Origin of the sequence: Pseudomonas sp. LA5 (assembly GCF_028640825.1) — a bacterium.
GTDB classification, from domain to species: Bacteria; Pseudomonadota; Gammaproteobacteria; order Pseudomonadales; family Pseudomonadaceae; genus Chryseomonas; species Chryseomonas aestiva.
On the sequence record NZ_JAQYZY010000024.1, the window covers coordinates 90,550 to 107,644 of the forward strand.

General features: G+C 65.4%; 20 protein-coding genes. 18 read left to right on the top strand and 2 right to left on the bottom strand.

Features of this window, described 5'->3' with window-relative positions:
• The first annotated feature begins 554 nt into the window (after positions 1–554).
• The 3 genes from rluC to sppA are packed head-to-tail and all read left to right on the top strand — an operon-like array spanning position 555 to position 3,172.
• A complete protein-coding gene (gene rluC / locus PVZ72_RS05215) occupies positions 555–1,508 on the top strand; it encodes a 23S rRNA pseudouridine(955/2504/2580) synthase RluC (protein WP_133862675.1) in 954 nt (317 codons plus the stop codon).
• A complete protein-coding gene (locus PVZ72_RS05220) occupies positions 1,501–2,187 on the top strand; it encodes an HAD-IIIA family hydrolase (protein WP_273861365.1) in 687 nt (228 codons plus the stop codon). The genes rluC and PVZ72_RS05220 overlap by 8 nt, the downstream gene beginning before the upstream one ends.
• A complete protein-coding gene (gene sppA / locus PVZ72_RS05225; protein ID WP_133862677.1) occupies positions 2,180–3,172 on the top strand; it encodes a signal peptide peptidase SppA in 993 nt (330 codons plus the stop codon). The genes PVZ72_RS05220 and sppA overlap by 8 nt, the downstream gene beginning before the upstream one ends.
• A gap of 21 nt (positions 3,173–3,193) precedes the next feature.
• Here sppA and PVZ72_RS05230 read toward each other — a convergent pair whose 3' ends face one another.
• Positions 3,194–3,772 carry a Maf family protein gene (locus tag PVZ72_RS05230; protein ID WP_187980026.1) on the bottom strand — a complete coding sequence of 193 codons (579 nt, stop codon included), beginning with the start codon at positions 3,770–3,772 and terminating at the stop codon, positions 3,194–3,196.
• A 99-nt stretch (positions 3,773–3,871) separates the two neighbouring features.
• Between PVZ72_RS05230 and PVZ72_RS05235 the strand changes: the two genes are divergently transcribed.
• From PVZ72_RS05235 to PVZ72_RS05295, 13 genes are all read left to right on the top strand, one after another.
• Complete coding sequence (locus PVZ72_RS05235) at positions 3,872–4,399, top strand: YceD family protein (protein ID WP_133862679.1); 528 nt, start codon at positions 3,872–3,874, stop codon at positions 4,397–4,399.
• Positions 4,400–4,409: 10 nt separating this feature from the next.
• A complete protein-coding gene (gene rpmF, locus PVZ72_RS05240) occupies positions 4,410–4,592 on the top strand; it encodes a 50S ribosomal protein L32 (protein ID WP_007160601.1) in 183 nt (60 codons plus the stop codon).
• Between the two features lie 6 nt (positions 4,593–4,598).
• Complete coding sequence (plsX, locus tag PVZ72_RS05245) at positions 4,599–5,588, top strand: phosphate acyltransferase PlsX (protein ID WP_443218234.1); 990 nt, start codon at positions 4,599–4,601, stop codon at positions 5,586–5,588.
• Positions 5,589–5,670: 82 nt separating this feature from the next.
• The gene (fabD, locus tag PVZ72_RS05250) at positions 5,671–6,606 is read left to right on the top strand and encodes an ACP S-malonyltransferase (RefSeq protein WP_187980024.1); all 936 of its coding nucleotides are present in this window, start codon (positions 5,671–5,673) and stop codon (positions 6,604–6,606) included.
• A 15-nt stretch (positions 6,607–6,621) separates the two neighbouring features.
• Positions 6,622–7,365: a 3-oxoacyl-ACP reductase FabG gene (fabG, locus tag PVZ72_RS05255; protein WP_133862682.1), complete on the top strand. Its 744-nt coding sequence runs from the start codon at positions 6,622–6,624 to the stop codon at positions 7,363–7,365.
• A 168-nt stretch (positions 7,366–7,533) separates the two neighbouring features.
• Entirely contained in the window at positions 7,534–7,770 is a 237-nt protein-coding gene (gene acpP / locus PVZ72_RS05260; protein ID WP_007160597.1) for an acyl carrier protein, read from the top strand.
• 137 nt (positions 7,771–7,907) lie between these two features.
• Positions 7,908–9,152, top strand: a complete 1,245-nt coding sequence (fabF, locus tag PVZ72_RS05265) for a beta-ketoacyl-ACP synthase II (protein ID WP_273861367.1) — start codon at positions 7,908–7,910, stop codon at positions 9,150–9,152.
• Positions 9,152–9,964, top strand: coding sequence for an aminodeoxychorismate lyase (gene pabC / locus PVZ72_RS05270; protein ID WP_273861496.1), 813 nt, complete (start codon positions 9,152–9,154; stop codon positions 9,962–9,964). The genes fabF and pabC overlap by 1 nt, the downstream gene beginning before the upstream one ends.
• Positions 9,965–9,967: 3 nt before the next feature.
• Positions 9,968–11,026 carry an endolytic transglycosylase MltG gene (gene mltG / locus PVZ72_RS05275; protein WP_273861368.1) on the top strand — a complete coding sequence of 353 codons (1,059 nt, stop codon included), beginning with the start codon at positions 9,968–9,970 and terminating at the stop codon, positions 11,024–11,026.
• On the top strand, positions 11,023–11,661 hold the full coding sequence (gene tmk / locus PVZ72_RS05280) for a dTMP kinase (RefSeq protein WP_133862686.1): 639 nt from the start codon (positions 11,023–11,025) through the stop codon (positions 11,659–11,661). The genes mltG and tmk overlap by 4 nt, the downstream gene beginning before the upstream one ends.
• Positions 11,654–12,637, top strand: coding sequence for a DNA polymerase III subunit delta' (locus PVZ72_RS05285; RefSeq protein ID WP_133862687.1), 984 nt, complete (start codon positions 11,654–11,656; stop codon positions 12,635–12,637). Before tmk ends, PVZ72_RS05285 begins: the two co-directional genes overlap by 8 nt.
• Positions 12,638–12,676: 39 nt before the next feature.
• A complete protein-coding gene (locus PVZ72_RS05290) occupies positions 12,677–13,033 on the top strand; it encodes a PilZ domain-containing protein (protein WP_017641886.1) in 357 nt (118 codons plus the stop codon).
• 55 nt (positions 13,034–13,088) lie between these two features.
• Positions 13,089–13,871: a TatD family hydrolase gene (locus PVZ72_RS05295; protein ID WP_273861369.1), complete on the top strand. Its 783-nt coding sequence runs from the start codon at positions 13,089–13,091 to the stop codon at positions 13,869–13,871.
• Positions 13,872–14,087: 216 nt separating this feature from the next.
• On the opposite strand, the gene PVZ72_RS05300 is transcribed toward PVZ72_RS05295, so the two are convergent.
• Positions 14,088–15,218 (bottom strand): aminotransferase class V-fold PLP-dependent enzyme, encoded by a 1,131-nt coding sequence (locus PVZ72_RS05300; RefSeq protein WP_158892633.1) that lies wholly within the window; start codon positions 15,216–15,218, stop codon positions 14,088–14,090.
• A 171-nt stretch (positions 15,219–15,389) separates the two neighbouring features.
• Between PVZ72_RS05300 and PVZ72_RS05305 the strand changes: the two genes are divergently transcribed.
• Together PVZ72_RS05305 and PVZ72_RS05310 are read left to right on the top strand one after the other, a co-directional pair.
• A complete protein-coding gene (locus tag PVZ72_RS05305) occupies positions 15,390–16,031 on the top strand; it encodes a TetR/AcrR family transcriptional regulator (protein WP_007160588.1) in 642 nt (213 codons plus the stop codon).
• Positions 16,032–16,096: 65 nt separating this feature from the next.
• Positions 16,097–17,065 (top strand): GTP 3',8-cyclase MoaA, encoded by a 969-nt coding sequence (locus tag PVZ72_RS05310; RefSeq protein ID WP_133862690.1) that lies wholly within the window; start codon positions 16,097–16,099, stop codon positions 17,063–17,065.
• The last annotated feature ends 30 nt before the right edge of the window (positions 17,066–17,095 follow it).

The following is a 17,095-nucleotide window of genomic DNA, read 5'->3' on the forward strand; positions in this document are numbered from 1 at the left end:
GCTTGAGCGACTGCCGTTGCAGCTCCACAAGAGGAGGAATCAACCAGGCATGGTGCGGGCGTGACAGCCGAAAGGCTCAGGCAGCCGGGTCGTCGCGGGATTCGTGTCAGGTGTCGCGGTTGGAGCATCGGCCGTTGGCCTTGAGGCTTCCACCTGCGATCGTCACCTTGGCCGAAGCTGGGCGCGAAGCGGGCTGCAGGCGTACTGTCAGGCTACGCGATACGCTGGTTGTGCATCTCCATCCTGCACACAATCTTCAGGAATCTGGTGCCGCCCGCAAGGTCCGGAGCGGTTGTCGTTTTACAGCTGACACCCTGGGTGCCGCTGCCTTGGTTACCAGGCGGATCGCAGCTCGCCACTCACCCCCTTGGGCAGAGTCGGCGGTCTGCTGGACGGCCAGACGTCCAGTGACTATTGCATTTGCAGCCTATTATTCGCGGGCGGAATCTACGGCCTCGCGAGCGGTGCCATCCAGACAGGACTGATAACCGCCTCCGGACTATAGCAGCAAGCTTTAAGTGCTTCAAATAAGGGAAAATTGCTATCATCTGCCGATGACTAAGCCTCCTTCTCCCAGCACCGGCGTTCAACTGCTCGATGTGCCCGCCGACTATGCCGGCCAGCGTATCGACAACTTCCTGCGTACCCAGCTCAAGGGCGCGCCCAAGACCCTCATCTATCGCATCCTGCGCAAGGGCGAAGTACGGGTGAACAAGGGGCGCATCAAGCCCGACTACCGACTGCAGGCCGGCGACCAGATCCGCGTACCGCCACTGCGCCTGTCCGAACCCGACGAGCCAGCGCCCCTGGCCAAGGGACTGCTTGAGCGCCTGGAAGACTCCATCGTCCACGAGGACAAGACCCTCATCGTCATCAACAAGCCGGCCGGCATCGCCGTGCACGGCGGCAGTGGCCTGTCCGGCGGGGTCATCGAGGTCTTTCGCCAGCTGCGTCCCGACGCCCGCGACATCGAGCTGGTCCATCGTCTCGATCGGGATACCTCGGGCCTGCTGATGATCGCCAAGAAGCGCAGCATGCTGCGCTTCCTGCACGAAGCCTTGCGCGGCGACGGTGTGGACAAGCGCTATCACGCCCTGGTGCGCGGCCATTGGCCGGCGGCCAAGAAGAAGATCAGCGCGCCGCTGCTGAAGAACACCCTCAGGTCCGGCGAGCGCATGGTCGAGGTCAATGACGAGGGCAAGGAGGCACTCACCGAATTCCGGGTGCTGCGGCGCTATGGCGAATTCGCCACCCTGGTCGAGGCACGGCCGGTGACCGGGCGGACCCACCAGATCCGCGTCCATGCGCGCCATGCGGGGCACGCCATCGCCGGCGATCCCAAGTACGGCGACGAAGCCTTTTCCCAGGAGATCCGCGAGCTCGGTGGCAAGCGACTGTTCCTGCACTCCGCGAGTCTGGTGATCCCCTTGCCCGAAGGCGGTGAGCTGCGCCTGGAAGCGCCGGTCGACAGCACCTGGAGTCAGACGCTGGAGCGTCTGGATGCCTGACTACCAGCTGCTGATCTTCGATTGGGACGGTACCCTGGCGGATTCCATCGGCCGGATCGTCGAGGTCATGCACGTGGCGGCCGAGCAGTTGGGGTTGCCGCCGCGCAGCGACGTGGCCATCAAGGGCATCATCGGCCTGGAACTGGTCGCAGCGATCCAGACCCTCTATCCGCAGCTGGTGACCCCGGCGCAGATCGAGGGCTTTCGCGATGCCTACAGCGCCGAATTTGTCCGTCACGAGCAGGCGGCCTCGCCGCTGTTTCCCGATGTGCTGAGCGGGCTGCAGCGCTTTCGCGCCCAGGGCTATCAGCTGGCCGTGGCGACGGGCAAGAGCCGTCGCGGCCTGGCCCGTTCGCTGCAGCAGCATGGCCTGAACGATTTCTTCGACATCACCCGTTGCGCCGACGAGGCCGCCGGCAAGCCCGATCCGCAGATGGTGCAGGAGATTCTCGCCCACTGTGGCGTGGCGCCGGAGCGGGCCCTCCTGGTAGGAGATGCGGTCTTCGACCTGGAAATGGCGCGACGCGCTGGGGTTGCTGCGGTCGGGGTCGCCTATGGTGCCCAGCCGGCCGAGGTCCTCAGGGATTTCGGACCGCGCCTGGTGATCGAAGCTTTCGCGGACCTGGCGCTATGGCTGGGTGACAATGTGGTGTGCAGGAGTGATAGCGGGCATGGCTGACGAGTGGAAGGAAGACAGCGGACGTACGCGTCCGGCGGACGACAAGACCTGGGCCCTGATCGAGAAGACCATGCTCGCCAGCGTGCGCGAGCAACGGCGAGCGCGGCGCTGGGGCATCTTTTTCAAGTTGCTGACCTTCGCCTATCTGATTGTCATGCTGGTGCTGTTCACGCCCCTGCTGTCCCTGGGCAAGAAGGGCGGGGTGACCGAGTCCGGCGCCCATACCGCGCTCATCGAGCTCAAGGGCGTGATCGCCGACGACGAGAAGGCCAGTGCCGACAATGTCGTGACGGCGCTGCGCAAGGCCTTTGACGACAGCAACACCCGCGGTGTGGTGCTGCGTATAAACAGCCCAGGCGGCAGTCCGGTGCAATCCGGCTACATCTATGACGAGATCAAGCGTCTGCGCGGTCTGCACCCGGACATCAAGCTGTACGCGGTGATCACCGACCTGGGTGCCTCGGGCGCCTACTACGTGGCCAGTGCGGCCGATGCCATCTATGCCGACAAGGCCAGTCTGGTCGGCTCCATCGGCGTGACCGCGGCTTCCTTCGGTTTCGTCGGCACCATGGAAAAGCTGGGCGTGGAGCGGCGGGTCTATACCTCCGGCGAACACAAGGCCTTCCTGGATCCCTTCCAGCCGCAGAAGCCCGAAGAGACCCGCTTCTGGCAGCAGGTGCTGGATACCACCCATCAGCAGTTCATCGACAGTGTCAAGAAAGGCCGCGGCGATCGACTCAAGGTCGAGGGTCATCCCGAGTTGTTCTCCGGACTGGTGTGGTCCGGCGAGCAGGCGCTTTCCCTGGGGTTGATCGATGGGCTCGGCAGTGCCAGCTACGTGGCACGGGATGTGGTCAAGGAGGAGCGCCTGGTGGACTTTACCCAGGAGGACTCGCCCTTTGATCGCTTCGCCAAGCGCCTGGGTGCCAGCGTTGCCGAGCGTCTGGCGCTCTATATGGGCTGGCAGGGTCCGGCGCTGCGTTAATTGGTGCCAGCTGCAGGTGGCCTAGGGCACCTGCACTCCTGCCTGGCGCAGCAATGCGGCCAGGCGGATCAGCGGGAGGCCGATCAGACTGGTCGGATCCTCTCCCTGCATGGCTTCGAACAGGGCGATGCCGAGGCCTTCGGCCTTGAAGCTGCCGGCGCAATCATAGGGTTGCTCCGCCCGCAGATAGCGATCGATCGTCGCAGCATCCAGCGGGCGAAAGCGCACCTGGAAATCCACCACCTCGCTGCGGCACTCGCCGGTTCGACTGTCCAGTACGGTCAGGCCGGTATGGAACACCAGGGTGCGACCGCTGGCCCGGGCCAGTTGCTGATGAGCCCGTTCATGAGTCAGGGGCTTGCCAAGAATCTCGCCGTCGACGGCGGTCGCCTGATCCGAGCCGATGATAAGTGTCGGCTCCCGCTGATCGGCCAGGGCGGCGGCCTTGGCGCGGGCCAGGCGTTCTACCAGCGCCCGCGGGCTCTCGCCGGGTAGCGGCGTCTCGTCGATGTCCGGCGACTGGTGGGCGAAGGGCAGCTGCAGCCTTTCCAGCAATTGGCGGCGGTAAGGCGAGCTGGAAGCGAGTAGAATGAGAGGCATCAGTTTGTTCTCGGGCGAGGTCGACCAAAGGTCGGTCGGAGTCGCTTCGGGGTTAATTTCCTTTGACAGCCGTAAGGCCGTCCCTATAATGGCGCGCTTATGTTGAATGGGCCAATTCCACCTCAGGTCGATCCTCGCAAATTGGCGGATCGCGGCGTAACCCTCAAGGGTGAGCTGCCTCTCGCGAACATGCGGCGTGTCGGCGAGCAGCTCGTGAAGTCCGAAGGCGCGGTTGCCGTCGTCCTCGACTTCGGGCGTGATCAACAAAAGCAATTCGTCATCCATGGTGTCCTGGATACCAAGGTCGAGATGATTTGCCAGCGTTGTCTGGAGCCGGCAGTGCTTCCCATTAGCAGCGAATTCGATTTCGCCGTGCTCTGGGAAGGGAAGTCGGCCGATGCCTTGCCACAGGGTTACGATGCCCTGGAGGTTGGTGAAGAGCCCCTGGATCTGCATAGTCTGATCGAAGAAGAGCTGCTGCTCGCGCTGCCGATCATTCCCGTGCATCCAGAAGGTGCTTGCCAGCATCCGGAAGGTTTCGAGGCGCCCGAAGAGCCGGCGGACGAGGAAAAGCGACCCAACCCGTTCAGTGTACTTGCGCAGTTGAAGCGTGACCCAAACGTTTAGGAGTTAAATCATGGCTGTTCAGCAGAACAAAAAATCCCGTTCCGCTCGCGACATGCGTCGTTCGCACGACGCCCTCGAAGCGAACGCTCTATCCGTGGAAAAGAGCACCGGTGAAGTTCACCTGCGCCACCACGTGTCGCCCGACGGTTTCTACCGCGGTCGCAAAGTGATCGACAAAGGTTCCGACGAGTAATCCTCGATCGAAATCGTCATCGCGATCGATGCAATGGGCGGGGACTTCGGTCCCCGCTGCATTGTTCCTGCTTCATTCGACGCTCTCGAGCGTTTCCCCGCCTTACACCTCCTTCTCTGTGGTCAGCGCGACGCCCTGTCGGCCTGGTCACCGCCTGCCTCTCTTGCCGCTCGCCTGCAGTTCGAATACGTCGATGGCCTCGTCGGGCCCGATGAGCGACCCGCCAGTGTGGTGCGCAGTCGCACCCGTACGTCCATGCACGCTGCGCTCGAAGCGGTGCGGCAAGGCCGCGCCCAGGGCTGCCTGAGCGCCGGCAATACCGGGGCCTGGATGGCGCTTGCGCGCCTGCTGCTCGGGACGCTGCCGGGCATCGATCGCCCGGCCATGATGTCGGCACTGCCCGGGCAGGGCGGGCATCGGACGCTGCTGCTGGATCTTGGCGCCAATCTCGACACCACCGCCGAACAGCTGGTGCAATTCGCCTATCTGGGGGCAGGTGCGGCCCAGGCCCGGGGCCTGGCGCGGCCAAGGGTCGCGCTGCTGAATGTCGGTCGCGAACCGGGCAAGGGCACGCCGGTGATCCAGGACGCCGCACGGCGCCTCGCCGAGAGTCAGGCCTTCGACTTCATCGGCTTCGTCGAGGGCAGCGATCTCTATGCGGCGGTGGCGGATGTGGTGGTCTGCGATGGCTTCACCGGCAATGCCGTGCTCAAGTCCGGAGAGGCGCTGCTGCGCCTGCTGGTCGAGCGCAGCGGCACGGCTTCCTGGCTCGAGCGTCAGTTGCTGCAGCCCTGGCTGGCCCGGCGTTTCCGCCACTGGGATCCGGAGTTGCGCAATGGCGCGAGCTTTCTCGGCCTGAATGCGGTGGTGGTGAAAAGCCATGGCGCGGCAGGCGAAGTTGGTCTCGTTCAGGCCATCGAGCGTGCCCTGCGCGATGTGGAGACTGATCTCCCCGGGCGGATCCGGTTAAACTTGGCGGTTCTGAAAGCGGTGTGACCGACCGGTCGACACCGACATCTCAGTCTGTCAGTGGCGGAACCGCGGTTTCGCCGGCAATGGACCTACAAGAGACCTGCCTATGTCCGCCTCTCTCGCTTTCGTCTTTCCCGGTCAGGGTTCCCAGGCCCTGGGCATGCTGGGTGAGCTGGCCACGCACCACGCGCTGATCGGCGAAACCTTCGCCGAAGCGTCCGCTGTCCTCGGCTATGACCTCTGGGCGCTGACCCAGCAGGGCCCGCAGGAGTCGCTCAACCAGACCGACCGCACCCAGCCCGCCATCCTGGCCGCCTCCATCGCATTGTGGCGTCTGTGGCTGGCCGAAGGCGGCGCCAAGCCGGCCTATGTCGCCGGTCACAGCCTGGGCGAATATTCGGCGCTGGTCGCCGCGGGCAGCCTGCCGTTCGCCGAGGCGGTACGCCTGGTGGCGCGCCGCGGTGAGCTGATGCAGGAAGCCGTCCCCGCCGGGCAGGGCGGTATGGCCGCCATCCTGGGTCTGGAAGATGCCCAGGTGCTGGCCGCCTGTGCCGAAGCCGCCCAGGGTGAAGTGGTGAGCGCGGTCAACTTCAACGCTCCGGGCCAGGTGGTGATCGCCGGTGCCGCCGCTGCGGTGGAGCGCGCCATCGAGGCCTGCAAGGCCCTGGGTGCCAAGCGCGCCGTGGCGCTGCCGGTCAGCGTGCCCTCTCACTGCGACCTGATGCGTCCGGCGGCCGAGCGCTTCGCCGAGGACGTGCGTGGCTGCACCTGGAGCCAGCCGGAAATTCCGGTGGTGCAGAACGTCAATGCCGGCGTCAACACCGATCTGGCCAGCCTCCAGCAGGATCTGCTGGCCCAGCTGTACAGTCCGGTGCGCTGGGTCGAGTCCGTGCAGTACCTGGCTGCCCAGGGCGTCACCCACCTAATGGAGTGCGGCCCCGGCAAGGTACTGGCCGGTCTGAACAAGAGATGCGTCAAGGGCGTGGAAACACTGGCCCTGGACACCCCCGACGCCTTCGCCGCCGCGCGCGCGGCTTTTTGAATCGAGGAAAACGAGATGAGTCTGCAAGGTAAGGTCGCCCTGGTCACGGGCGCCACGCGTGGTATCGGTCAAGCCATCGCCCTGGAACTGGGTCGGCTCGGCGCCACCGTGATCGGCACCGCGACCAGCGAGGCGGGTGCCCAGCGCATCGCCGAGTCGCTCAAGGCCAATGGCATCGAAGGTACCGGTCTGGTGCTCAACGTGTCCGACAACGCCTCCGTCGCGGCTGCCCTCGAGCAGGTCCAGACGCAATTCGGCGCGCCGTCGATCCTGGTCAACAACGCCGGTATCACCCGCGACAACCTGATGCTGCGGATGAAGGACGATGAGTGGTTCGACGTGATCGATACCAACCTCAACAGCCTGTTCCGTCTCTCCAAGGCCGTGCTCAAGGGCATGACCAAGGGTCGCTGGGGTCGTATCATCAGCATCGGCTCGGTGGTCGGCGCCATGGGCAACGCCGGTCAGGCTAACTATGCCGCCGCCAAGGCCGGCCTCGAGGGCTTTACCCGGGCGCTGGCTCGCGAGGTGGGTTCGCGCAACATCACCGTCAATGCCGTGGCCCCGGGGTTCATCGATACCGACATGACCCGTGAGCTGCCCGAAGCCCAGCGCACCGCGCTGCTGACCCAGATCCCGGCCGGCCGCCTCGGTCAGGCCGACGAGATCGCCAAGGTGGTCGGCTTCCTGGCGGGCGAGGGCGCGGCCTATGTGACCGGCGCCACGATCCCCGTGAATGGCGGAATGTACATGAGCTGACCGACGTTACCCCCCGCGCGGCTATTGCGCTAAGCTGGTAAACTGTCGGACCAGCAATGGCCGCGCATACGTCTTGATGTCGCGTCAGCTTGAAATACGGAAATCCCTTTCTATACACTTACGCGCAATCCGTTGTGCGGATTTTTCCTTTAGGAGTGAGAACACGGTATGAGCACCATCGAAGAACGCGTTAAGAAGATCGTCGCTGAGCAGCTCGGCGTGAAGGAAGAGGAAGTTACCAACAGCGCTTCCTTCGTCGAGGATCTGGGCGCCGACTCCCTTGACACCGTCGAACTGGTGATGGCTCTGGAAGAGGAATTCGAGACCGAAATCCCGGACGAGCAGGCTGAGAAGATCACCACCGTCCAGGAAGCTATCGACTACATCGTTGCTCACCAGCAATAAGTAGTCGCCAGTTTCGGACAAAAGAAGCCGCACGTCCTGTAGGGCGTGCGGCTTTTCTTTAGGTCCAGGGTCAAGATCGATGCAATCGGCTGTTTTTAAGAGGGGTGGCCGCCCCGGAAGGACAAGAGGAGTTGGGTGTGTCGCGTAGACGTGTCGTGATCACGGGTATGGGCATGGTATCGCCGCTTGGCGCCGATGTGGCGAGCAGCTGGGAAGGCATCCTGGCCGGTCGCAGCGGTATCGCGCCGATCGAGCATATGGACGTCTCTGCCTTCAGCACGCGGATCGGCGGATCGGTCAAGGGATTCGACGTGGAGCAGTACCTGTCCGCGAAGGAAGCCCGCAAGCTGGATCTGTTCATCCAATACGGTCTCGCCGCCAGCTTCCAGGCCATGCGTGACAGCGGTCTCGAGGTCAACGATGGCAATCGCGAGCGCATGGGTGTCGCCATGGGTTCCGGCATCGGTGGACTGACCAATATCGAGACGAATTGCCAGTCGCTGCTCGCCCAGGGTCCCCGCCGTATTTCCCCCTTTTTCGTACCGGGCTCCATCATCAACATGGTGTCCGGCTTCCTGTCGATCCACTTGGGTCTGCAGGGCCCCAATTACGCCATCGCCACTGCCTGTACCACGGCAACGCACTGCATCGGCATGGCGGCGCGCAACATCGCCTATGGCGAAGCCGACGTCATGGTCGCCGGCGGTTCGGAGATGGCGACCTCGGGCCTGGGTCTGGGTGGCTTCGGCGCGGCGCGTGCCCTGTCGACCCGCAATGACGATCCGACCCGCGCCAGCCGTCCCTGGGATCGCGATCGCGATGGCTTCGTGCTGTCCGACGGTGCCGGCGCCCTGGTGCTGGAAGACTACGAGCACGCCAAGGCGCGGGGCGCCCGCATCTATGCCGAGCTGATCGGCTTCGGCATGAGCGCGGACGCCTTCCACATGACCGCCCCGCCGGAAGATGGCGCGGGTGCTGCTCGCTGCATGAGAGCGACGCTCAAGGATGCCGGTATCGCGCCGGAAGCGGTCGACTACGTCAACGCCCATGGCACCTCCACGCCAGCCGGCGACCTGGCCGAAGTGGCGGCCTTGAAGCAGGTGTTCGGCGAGCAGGCCAAGCGTCTGAGTGTGAGCTCCACCAAGTCCATGACCGGTCACCTGCTGGGCGCCGCGGGCGCGGTGGAAGCCATCTTCACGGTGCTCGCCCTGCGCGACCAGGTGGCGCCGCCCACCATCAATCTGGACAATCCCAGCGACGGCTGCGATCTGGACTTCGTGCCCCACGAGGCACGGCAGCGGCCCATCGAAGTGGCCCTGTCCAATTCGTTCGGCTTCGGTGGCACCAACGGCAGTCTGGTGTTCCGGCGCTTCGACGCTTGATCCAGGACTGGCTCAACGGCCAACCGCTGGACCCCGGTCTGCAACGCGATCGGGGTCTGGCCTATGGCGATGGGCTGTTCGAGACCATCGCCGTACGCCGGGGCCAGCCGCGTCTGCTCGACCGTCATCTGCAGCGGCTGGCCACCGGTTGCCAGCGGCTGCGTATTCCCTGCGACATCGCCCAGCTGGACGCCGAGATTCGCGCCTATGCGGCGCTGCTGGGGGAGGGCGTGGCCAAGCTGCTGCTCACCCGCGGCGATGGCCTGCGCGGTTACGCCCCGCCGGCCGAACCCGAGGTGCGGCGCCTGCTGCTGGGATCGCCCACGCCGGCCTATCCACCGGCTCACGCGACCGAGGGTATCGCCCTCTATCCCTGCACGACGCGTCTGGCTACCCAGCCGTTGCTGGCCGGGCTCAAGCACCTGAATCGACTCGAGCAGGTCCTGGCGCGCGGGGAATGGACCAGCACCGACTATGCCGAAGGCCTGATGCTGGATCAGGACGGCCGGCCGATCGAAGGGGTGTTCAGCAACCTGTTCCTGGTCTGCGCGGGGCGGCTGCAGACCCCCGCGCTCGATCGCTGTGGCGTGGCCGGGGTATTGCGCGGTCTGTTGCTCGACCTCGCCGCCCAGGCAGGCATCCCGAGCGAGATCCGGCCGCTGGCGCTGGACGAACTGCTCGGTGCCGACGAAGTTTTCCTCTGCAACAGCCAATACGGTATCTGGCCCGTGCGCCGGTACGCAGCCGCGAACTGGTCCGTGGGGCCGGTGACCCGTAAACTGCAAGGTTCGATAAACGAGATTCTGGAATAGCCGATGCGCAAGGCGAGAGCTCTGCTTACGGCGGTCTTGGCCGCCGGTGGCCTGCTGCTGGTCCTGGCCGGTTGGCGCCAGCACCAGGCACTGATTCAGCCGTTGAAAGTCGATGGCGAGCAACTGATCGAGATCCCCAAGGGCGGGACCCCGGGCGGCAGTCTGCTGCGCCTGGAAGAGCAGGGCGTGCTCGATGGCGCCTTCTGGCTGCGCCTGTACTGGCGCTTCAATCTGGCCGGGCAGACGCTGCACAGTGGCGAATACCGCCTGACCCCGGGCATGACGGTGGAGCAATTGTTCAGCCTCTGGCGCAAGGGCGAGGTGGTGCAATACGGCCTCACCCTGGTGGAAGGCTGGAATATCCGCCAGGTCCGCGCTGCCCTGGCGCGCCAGCCCAAGCTCGAGCACGATACCGCCGAGCTGGACGATGCGGCCCTGATGAAACGCCTGGGCCTGGACGGCCAGCACCCCGAGGGGCGCTTCTTCCCCGATACCTATCGCTATGTGAAGGGCCAGCGCGAATCCGACCTGTTGCGCCAGGCCAACCAGCGACTGCAGGCCGTGCTCGATCAGGAATGGCAGGCGCGGGATCCCGCGGTGCCCTACAAGGACGCCTACCAGGCGCTGATCATGGCCTCGCTGGTGGAAAAGGAAACGGGCGTCCCCGAGGAGCGCGACGAAATCGCCGGGGTCTTTGTCCGGCGCCTGGCGGCCGGCATGCTGCTGCAGACCGATCCCACGGTGATCTACGGCATGGGCGAACGCTACAACGGCCGGATTACCCGCGCCGATCTGCGCGAGCCTTCGCCCTACAACACCTATCTCAACGCGGGACTGCCCCCCACGCCGATCGCCATGCCCGGTCGCGAGGCCATCCATGCGGCGCTGCATCCCAAGGACGGCGACAGTCTGTATTTCGTCGCCCGCGGTGATGGCAGCCATGTCTTTTCCAGGGACCTGGAAGCGCACAACCAGGCGGTCCGCGACTTCCAGCTCAAGCGGCGCTCCGACTATCGCTCCAGTCCCGCTCCGCAGACGTCCGAAACCAAGGAAACCCCATGACGGCAAACGGCCTGTTCATCACCCTCGAAGGCCCCGAGGGCGCGGGCAAGAGCACCAACCGCGACTATCTCGCCGAACTCTTCGGCGCCAGCGGGCGTGAGGTGGTGCTGACCCGCGAGCCGGGTGGTACGCCGCTGGCCGAGCGCATCCGCGAGATCCTGCTGGCGCCGGCGGCCGAGCCCATGGCCGTGGATACCGAATTGCTGCTGATGTTCGCCGCCCGCGCCCAGCACCTGGCCCAGGTCATCCGGCCCGCCCTGGCGCGCGGAGCCCTGGTGCTCTGCGATCGCTTCGTCGATGCGACCTATGCCTACCAGGGCGGCGGCCGCGGCGTACCCGTCGAACGCATCGCCACCCTGGAAGCCTTCGTGCTGGGCGATCTGCAACCCGATCTGACCCTGGTGTTCGACCTGCCGGTGGACATCGGCCTGGCCCGTGCCGCCCGCCGTGGTGCCCTGGACAGATTCGAGCAGGAGCAGCGCGCCTTCTTCGAGGCGGTGCGCCAGACCTATCTGGATCGCGCCCGGGCCGTGCCGGCCCGCTATCGCCTGATCGATGCCTCGCGCAGTCTCGCCGAGGTGCAGACTGATCTGCGCGCCCTGGTCGCCACCCTGGAGTCAACGTTTGGTGGCTGACGTCTATCCCTGGCAGCAGGACCTCTGGGCGCGGATCTCGCCCCGGCGGCAGCATCCCCATGCCTATCTGCTGCATGGCCCGCGCGGCATCGGCAAGCGTGATCTGGCCGAACGCCTGGCCGCCCTGCTGCTGTGCCAGGCGCCCCAGGGGGATGCCGCCTGCGGCCAGTGCAAGGCCTGTTCCCTGCTCAGGGCCGGGACCCACCCCGATTACTGCGTGATCCAGCCGGAAGAGGCCGAGAAGCCTATCCGCGTCGACCAGATCCGCGGGCTGGTGGACTTCGTTACCCAGACCGCCCAGCTGGGCGGGCGCAAGCTGATCCTGCTGGAGCCGGTCGAGGCGATGAACCTCAATGCCGCCAACGCCCTGCTCAAGAGTCTGGAGGAGCCCTCGGGCGCAACGGTGCTGCTGCTGGTGAGTCACCAGCCGAGTCGCCTGCTGCCCACCGTGCGCAGCCGCTGCGTGCAGCAGGCCTGTCCGGTGCCCTCGCGCGCCGAGAGTCTCGCCTGGCTGGGCGAGCGCCTGCCGGAGCTTGAGGAAGAGATCCGCATCCAGTTGCTGGTGCTGGCTGGCGGCTCGCCGCTGGCGGCCCTGCGCCTGCATGGCGAGGACGTGCTCGCCCGCCGGGCCTTGGTGGTGGAGGGGGTGAAGCGCCTGCTCAAGCGCCAGGCGGCGCCCAGTCAGCTGGCCGAGAGCTGGAACGCCGTGCCGCTGCCGTTGCTGCTCGACTGGTTCTGCGAGTGGACCCATGGCGTCCTGCGTCAGCAGTGGGGTGGCGCCGATGCCGAAGCCGCACCGGACATGGCCAAGGTGCTGGGTTATCTGGCCGAGAAGAGCGCGCCGCAGGCAGTGCTGACCCTGCAGGAATGGCTGCATGCCGAGCGGCAGAAGGTGCTGGGCAAAGCCAACCTCAACCGCGTATTGTTGCTGGAATCGTTGTTGATCCGCTGGGCCGGCCTGGTGCCCGGACGCTAGCGATCCGCGCGTTCGTCTTGCCTGTCTCGAGAGAATCTCATGAGTTTGCCGCAGAACCTGGGCCCCCGTAATGGCATCCTGTCCCTCACCATCAAGGACAAGTCGGTGCTCTATGCCGCCTACATGCCCTTCATCCGCAACGGTGGCCTGTTCATTCCGACGGGCAAGACCTACAAGCTCGGCGACGAGGTCTTCATGCTGCTCAACCTGATGGACGAGCCGGACAAGATCCCGGTCGCCGGCAAGGTGGTCTGGATCACCCCCAAGGGCGCCCAGGGCAATAGAGCCGCCGGGGTCGGCGTGCAGTTCAACGAAGGCGACAATACCGCGCGCAACAAGATCGAAACCTATCTGGCCGGCTCGCTGAAGTCGGACCGTCCCACCCATACCATGTGATGCCTGCGCCGTCCCGCTGGGGCGGGGTGTCGCTGCTGATTCAAGGCTATTTCTCGTGCACTTCGTCGACTCCCACTGTCACCTGGATCGACTCGATCTTTCCCTTCACGACGGCTCCCTGGACGCAGCGCTGGATGCCGCGCGTGCCCGGGGCGTCAGCCAGTTCCTCTGCATCGGCGTCGATGCCGGCAATGCCCCCACGGTGCAGGCCCTGGCCGAACGCTATGCCGACGTCCACTGCGCCGTGGGTATCCACCCGCTGGATGCGGCCCAGGGCAGTGCCATCGATCTCGACTGGCTGCTGGCGCGGCTGGCCCATCCCCGCGTCGCCGCCATCGGCGAGACCGGGCTGGACTATCACTATCAGCCGGACACCGCCGAGATCCAGCAGCGGTCCTTCGCCCTGCACCTGGAGGCGGCCCGCCGCACGGCGCTGCCCCTGGTGATCCATACCCGCGAGGCGCGGGCCGACACCCTGGCCATGCTGGGCGCCGCCGACCTGCCAGGCGCCGGGGTGCTGCACTGCTTCACCGAGGATTGGGCGACGGCCAAGGCGGCGCTGGACCTGGGCTTCTACATCTCCTTTTCCGGCATCCTGACCTTCCGCAATGCCGCCGACCTGCGCGACGTCGCGCGCCAGGTGCCGGCCGATCGCCTGCTGGTGGAAACCGATTCGCCCTATCTGGCTCCGGTGCCCCACCGCGGCAAGGCCAATCTGCCGCAATTCGTGGTCGAGGTCGCCCAGTGCCTGGCCGACGTGCGAGGCGTCAGTCTGGAGACCCTGGCCGAGCAGACCACGGCCAACTTCCGGCGGCTGTTTCCCCGCGCCACCCTCTAGGCAAAAAAATGGCCCGGGTATCCAGGGATACCCGGGCCGGACCAGCGGTTCGCCTGGACGGAGAGCCGCCTCCCTGGCCCGCGCCGCGGGGGTCGACGCGGCCAGTCACTTGAGTATTGGTCAGCTCGGAGAAAGGTCCAGTCGGGATTGGACGTTTTTTAAACAGTTTTGGAATAGCGCTGCCCCGACACTGGCTATGCCGGGCCTTTCAGGCCATCAGAAGCGCGCCAGCGCCCCGACCAGATCCAGCGTCTGTTCCAGGACGTGCTCGCTGGTATAGAAGTGTGGCGACAGGCGGATGCCCGGACCCCGCTGGGCGCAGACCACGTCGGCGGTCTTGAGCCGTTCGAACAGTTGGCGGTTGTCCCAGCCTTCGAGCGAGAAGGTGAGGATGCCCGAGCGCCGCTCGACGTTGGCCGGCGAATGCAGGACGGCACCGGGCAGGCGGCGGATATGGCTGTCGAGCAGCTCGATCCGCGCCAGCAGGTCCTTGCCCACCTGTTCCATGCCGGCATCCTCCAGCAGCGACAGACTCGCCTCCAGGGCCACCGCACCGAGCATGTTCGGGCTGCCGCACTCGAAGCGCATCGCCGTCCTGGCCGGTTGCCATTCGCGCTGGCTGTAGTCGCCGGCGTTGTCCAGCATGTGCCAGCCGTACTCGTGCAGCTTCAGCTGCTCGCGCAGATCGGCGCGGCAATAGAACACCCCCAGGCCTTCCGGGCCGAGCATCCACTTGTGGCCGTCGGCCATGGCGAAGGCGCAGTTGCAGGCCTGGGCATCAAAGGGCAGGGCGCCCAGTTGCTGGATGGCGTCGACGCACAGCAGCACGCCCTTGGCGTCACAGCCCTGGCCCAGTTGGGGCAGGTCCAGGCGCAGGCCGCTGGCGTATTGCACGGCGCTGATGGCCATGAGTCGGGTGCGCGGGCCGCAGGCCGCCAGCAGATTGGCCTCGGGGGTGTCACCCAGGCTGACTTCCACCACCTCGACGCCAAAGCGGGCCAGGGCTTCCCACACCACCCGGTTGGAGGGGAACTCCTCGTCGCTGATCACTACCTGGTCGCCGCTCTGCCAATCCAGGCCGAAGGCGACGAAGGAGAGCGCTTCCGAGGTGTTCTTCACCAGGGCGATGTCGCTGCTGGACGGCGCATTGAGCAGGCGGGTCAGGCGATCGCGCAGGCGCTGTTCCATGACCAGCCAGGTCGGATAGTTGCGCGCACCGTATTGGCAGTTTTCGGCGGCGAATTCGGTGACGGCCTGCGCAGCGCGCTTGGGCCACGGGGCCACGGCCGCGTGGTTGAGGTATCTCATGGCGTAGGCCTGAGGGAATTCGTGCTTCCAGGAAGACATTGACTCGATCCGTACAATCTGGGTGTGATGGGGCATAATAAGGGGCGCGCCCGCGCGGTTCACCGATGCTTTCGGTGCAGCTCGCCCAAGGTGTGACGAAGTGCCGGTATGCCGAGGGGTGACTGGCGATTCGAAGGCCCTATCCCTTTTCAAAACAACAAGTGGGCTGCCATGCAGAAAGAATCCCGCAAAGTCCGCGAGTTCCGTCGCCGCGAACAGGAAATCCTCGATACCGCCCTGCAGCTGTTTCTCTCCGAAGGAGAAGACAGCGTCACCGTCGAGATGATCGCCGAGGCGGTCGGTATCGGCAAAGGCACCATCTACAAGCACTTCAATTCCAAGGCCGAGATCTATCTGCGGCTGATGCTGGATTACGAGCGGGACCTGGCCGAGCTGTTCCAGTCGGACAACGTCGCCCGCGACCGCGAAGCGCTCTCCCGCGCCTATTTCGAATTCCGCATGAGCGATCCGCAGCGCTACCGCCTGTTCGATCGACTCGAGGAGAAGGTGGTCAAGACGCGTCAGGTGCCCGAACTGGTCGAGCAGCTGCACAGCATCCGCACTTCCAACTTCCAGCGGCTGACCAGTCTGATCGAAGGCCGGATCGACGAAGGCAAGCTCGAGGACGTCCCGCCCTATTTCCATTACTGCGCCGCCTGGGCGCTGGTGCACGGGGCCGTGGCCCTTTACCATTCGCCCTTCTGGCGCGACGTGCTGGAGGATCAGGAGGGTTTTTTCCAGTTCCTCATGGAGATCGGCGTGCGCATGGGCAACCGCCGCAAGCGAGACGTCGAAACGCCTGTCCGATCCTAGGGTCCGATAGAGGCAAGGGATGCCGCGCCATCCCTTTTCTCTTGTCCCACTGGAGTACCCCCAAGATGATCGTTGACCGCCAGGGTAGGGCGTTTCGCAACTTGCGGATCAGCCTCACGGCGGCCTGCAACTATGCCTGTACGTACTGCGTGCCCGACGGCAAGCGGCTCGTGGCGGCGCAGGACGAACTCAGTGCCGAAACCATGGCCCGAGGTGTGGAATACCTCATCGATGCCGCCGGTATCGAACGGCTGCGCATCACCGGGGGCGAACCCCTGGTCACGCCGCGGCTGGAACCCTTTCTCGCCCGTGTCTCCCAGCTCGGCCTCAAGGACATCAGCCTGACCACCAACGGTCAGCTGCTGCCGCGCAAGCTGGACTTCCTCATCGACCACGGTATCCGTCGCCTCAACGTTTCCCTCGACACCCTCGATGCCGAAGCCTTCCCGCGTCTGGCGCGGGGGGGCGATCTGGCCACGGTGCTGGCCGGACTGGAAGCGGCGCGGGCCGCCGGTCTCAAGATCAAGCTCAACATGGTGCCCCTGCGCGGCCAGAATCTCGACCAGGTGCTGCCGCTGCTGGACTATTGCCTGGAGCGGGGCTTCGAGCTGAGATTCATCGAGCTGATGCGCATGGGGCACCTGGCCAAGAATCCCGCGACCTTCAACAACCAGCTGGTACCCCTGGCCGAATTGCTGGAGATCATAGGTTCGCGCCATGCCTATGTGCAGGCCGATGCCCCGGTGGATTCCACGGCGCTGCGCTATCGCGTCGAGTCGGGCGGCCACTTCGGCGTCATCGCCAACGAAAGCGTGCCCTTCTGCCGGACCTGCTCGCGACTGCGCCTGTCGTCCACCGGCTGGCTGCACGGCTGCCTGTCGTCGAGCAACCGCCACTATGTCGGCGATCTGCTGGACAAGCCGCGTCATCTGGCATTGCCAGCGCTGCAGCGGCTGCTGGTGAAGGCGCTAGGCGACAAGCAGGAGGTGGCCTTCTCGGGGGGCGTGACCGTCATGAAGATCATCGGCGGCTGATCTACCGGCTGCGCCTCGAACTGGCGCGAA

What these genes read in the sequence shown, in the direction of transcription:
- rluC (WP_133862675.1), top strand. Translation starts at nt 555, where the DNA reads ATGACTAAGCCTCCTTCTCCCAGCACCGGCGTTCAACTGCTCGATGTG.
- PVZ72_RS05220 (WP_273861365.1), top strand. Translation starts at nt 1,501, where the DNA reads ATGCCTGACTACCAGCTGCTGATCTTCGATTGGGACGGTACCCTGGCG.
- sppA (WP_133862677.1), top strand. Translation starts at nt 2,180, where the DNA reads ATGGCTGACGAGTGGAAGGAAGACAGCGGACGTACGCGTCCGGCGGAC.
- PVZ72_RS05230 (WP_187980026.1), bottom strand. Translation starts at nt 3,772, where the DNA reads ATGCCTCTCATTCTACTCGCTTCCAGCTCGCCTTACCGCCGCCAATTG.
- PVZ72_RS05235 (WP_133862679.1), top strand. Translation starts at nt 3,872, where the DNA reads ATGTTGAATGGGCCAATTCCACCTCAGGTCGATCCTCGCAAATTGGCG.
- rpmF (WP_007160601.1), top strand. Translation starts at nt 4,410, where the DNA reads ATGGCTGTTCAGCAGAACAAAAAATCCCGTTCCGCTCGCGACATGCGT.
- fabD (WP_187980024.1), top strand. Translation starts at nt 5,671, where the DNA reads ATGTCCGCCTCTCTCGCTTTCGTCTTTCCCGGTCAGGGTTCCCAGGCC.
- fabG (WP_133862682.1), top strand. Translation starts at nt 6,622, where the DNA reads ATGAGTCTGCAAGGTAAGGTCGCCCTGGTCACGGGCGCCACGCGTGGT.
- acpP (WP_007160597.1), top strand. Translation starts at nt 7,534, where the DNA reads ATGAGCACCATCGAAGAACGCGTTAAGAAGATCGTCGCTGAGCAGCTC.
- mltG (WP_273861368.1), top strand. Translation starts at nt 9,968, where the DNA reads ATGCGCAAGGCGAGAGCTCTGCTTACGGCGGTCTTGGCCGCCGGTGGC.
- tmk (WP_133862686.1), top strand. Translation starts at nt 11,023, where the DNA reads ATGACGGCAAACGGCCTGTTCATCACCCTCGAAGGCCCCGAGGGCGCG.
- PVZ72_RS05290 (WP_017641886.1), top strand. Translation starts at nt 12,677, where the DNA reads ATGAGTTTGCCGCAGAACCTGGGCCCCCGTAATGGCATCCTGTCCCTC.
- PVZ72_RS05300 (WP_158892633.1), bottom strand. Translation starts at nt 15,218, where the DNA reads ATGTCTTCCTGGAAGCACGAATTCCCTCAGGCCTACGCCATGAGATAC.
- PVZ72_RS05305 (WP_007160588.1), top strand. Translation starts at nt 15,390, where the DNA reads ATGCAGAAAGAATCCCGCAAAGTCCGCGAGTTCCGTCGCCGCGAACAG.
- PVZ72_RS05310 (WP_133862690.1), top strand. Translation starts at nt 16,097, where the DNA reads ATGATCGTTGACCGCCAGGGTAGGGCGTTTCGCAACTTGCGGATCAGC.